This is a genomic window from Dietzia sp. DQ11-38-2 (assembly GCF_014145055.1).
Taxonomy (GTDB): Bacteria; Actinomycetota; Actinomycetes; order Mycobacteriales; family Mycobacteriaceae; genus Dietzia.
Genome location: NZ_JAALDW010000380.1, coordinates 1 through 2305 on the forward strand (window position 1 = coordinate 1; position 2305 = coordinate 2305).

Sequence of the window (2305 nt, forward strand, 5' to 3'; positions counted from 1 at the left end):
GATCGCCCGCGCGGCCGCGAGGGTCCCACCCGCCACCGCGGCGCTCGCCTCGTGCATGGCCGGGAAGGTCGGGTTGTCCGCCGTGCCGAGCCCGTGGCTCATGCCGTAGTGCTCGCCGGGTGGCAGGCCGCCGGCCGCCTTGACCGCGCCGATGTAGCGGGACGTGTGGACGCGGAGCAGCTCCTCGTCACTCGCCGAACCGGGGTCCAGCATCTCCACGCCCTGCAGAACTCCCAGTTCAGTCGCGAGAGACATCGTCAGATCGAGTCGGCGGGGGCTCATGGGATGGTCGGCGGAGTGCTTGTACTCCATCAGCGACGGACTCCACACCACCGCCGCGGCGACGCCGTCCCGGATACCGGCCATTGCCACCCGTCCTCCCCTCTCACCGGGACGCTCCCGGCGACCCACACCCGGTGGGATCACCGAGATGTACGCCCCCCGAATCTACGCGGCGGGACCTGACCCGGCCCCCGATTGCCCGCTCCCCACCCCGGTTCGAGGACCGGCGGTAGTCTCGTCTGTGAACCCGGAGGGGATCGTCAACCACCGGGAACCCCTACCTGCGACGATCCGACGTGGAGGATTCAGCGTGAAAGACCTGGTGGACACCACCGAGATGTACCTCCGCACGATCTACGAGCTCGAGGAGGAGGGTGTGATCCCGCTCCGGGCCCGCATCGCGGAGCGACTCGAGCAGAGCGGACCGACCGTGAGCCAGACGGTCGCGCGGATGGAACGCGACGGCCTGGTGCACGTGGCACCCGACCGGCATCTCCAACTCACCACCAGCGGCCGGGACCTGGCCGTGGACGTCATGCGCAAGCACCGTCTCGCCGAGCGGCTGCTCGTCGACGTGATCGGACTGGAGCTGGAGAAGGTCCACGCCGAGGCGTGCCGCTGGGAGCACGTGATGAGTGACGACGTGGAACGGCGGCTGATCGAGGTCCTGGAGGATCCGAGGACGTCCCCGTACGGCAACCCGATCCCGGGACTCGACAAGATCGGTTACGCCTCCACGATGGCCGACGAGTCCGCCTTCACCCGTCTGTCCGCCCTGGACACGGACATCCCGCACAGCGTCCGGATCCAGGCGATCGGAGAGAACGTCCAGATCGACACCGACCTGATCTCCGAGCTTCGCGCGGCCGGCGTCGAGCCGCTGAAGACCGTGACCGCCACCCGGCGGGGCCACCTCGTCGAACTCGACTCCGGTGATGGTCACACGGTGGAGCTCGACGGGGATCACGCGCACGCGATCCAGGTCGAGATCCTCCCGTGAGACTGCTCGTCACGGGAGGAGCCGGATACGTCGGCGGGGTCTGTGCGACGGTTCTCGTCGAGCGCGGACACGAGGTGGTGATCCTCGACGACCTCTCCACCGGCAACAGGGACGGCGTCCCCGCGGCGGCGACGTTCATCGAGGGGGACGTGGCCGATCTGGCGGGCGAGGTCCTGCGGTCGGGGCCCGGCTTCGACGGCGTGGTGCACTTCGCCGCCCGCTCGCTCGTCGGGGAATCGGTGGAGAAGCCCGGGGAGTACTGGCGGGGCAACGTGGTGACCTCTCTCGCGCTCCTCGAGGCGATGCGCGCCGCCGACGTGTCCAACCTCGTCTTCTCCTCCACCGCGGCGACCTATGGCGAGCCGGAGCAGATCCCGATCACCGAGGACATGCCCACCCGGCCGACCAACACCTACGGCGCCACCAAGTTGGCGATCGATCACGCGATCACCTCGTACGCCGCGGCCCACGGGCTCGCTGCCACGAGCCTGCGCTACTTCAACGTCGCCGGCGCCCACGGTCCGGTGGGAGAGAACCGTGTCGTCGAGACCCACCTCATTCCGTTGGTGCTGCAGGTGGCCCTCGGACACCGGTCCGCCATCAAGGTCTTCGGCGACGACTGGCCCACGCCCGACGGGACCTGTGTCCGCGACTACATCCACGTCGCCGACCTCGCCGATGCCCACCTGTTGGCACTGGAATCCAACCGGCCCGGCGTCCACCGGGTGCTCAATCTCGGGAGCGGGGAGGGATTCTCCGTCCGCGAGGTGATCGACGTGTGCCGCGAGGTCACGGGGCACCCGATCCCGGACGTGGTCGCGCCACGCCGGGCGGGCGACCCGGCGGTGCTCGTCGCCTCGAGCGAGAAAGCGATGACCGAATTGGGGTGGACTCCCACCCGGACCGATCTCCACACCATCGTCCGCGATGCATGGGCGTTCACCTCGGCTCTGGGAGATCGGGCGCACTCCGCGCCCCGGTAGACCGGGGCGGCACCGCGGGCGCGGCCACCGACCGCGGTGC

At 69.7% G+C, this 2305-nt stretch carries 2 protein-coding genes and 1 pseudogene; 2 read left to right on the top strand and 1 reads right to left on the bottom strand.

The genetic code is table 11. The annotated features are described in order from the left end of the window. Positions 1-366 (bottom strand): annotated as a pseudogene (locus G6026_RS12685) (acetoin utilization protein AcuC); the annotation flags it as partial. Between the two features lie 226 nt (positions 367-592). Here G6026_RS12685 and G6026_RS12690 point away from each other — a divergent pair. Next, positions 593-1282 carry a metal-dependent transcriptional regulator gene (locus tag G6026_RS12690; protein WP_107756389.1) on the top strand — a complete coding sequence of 230 codons (690 nt, stop codon included), beginning with the start codon at positions 593-595 and terminating at the stop codon, positions 1280-1282. After that, entirely contained in the window at positions 1279-2265 is a 987-nt protein-coding gene (gene galE, locus G6026_RS12695; protein ID WP_107756388.1) for a UDP-glucose 4-epimerase GalE, read from the top strand. Before G6026_RS12690 ends, galE begins: the two co-directional genes overlap by 4 nt. Positions 2266-2305: the final 40 nt, after the last annotated feature.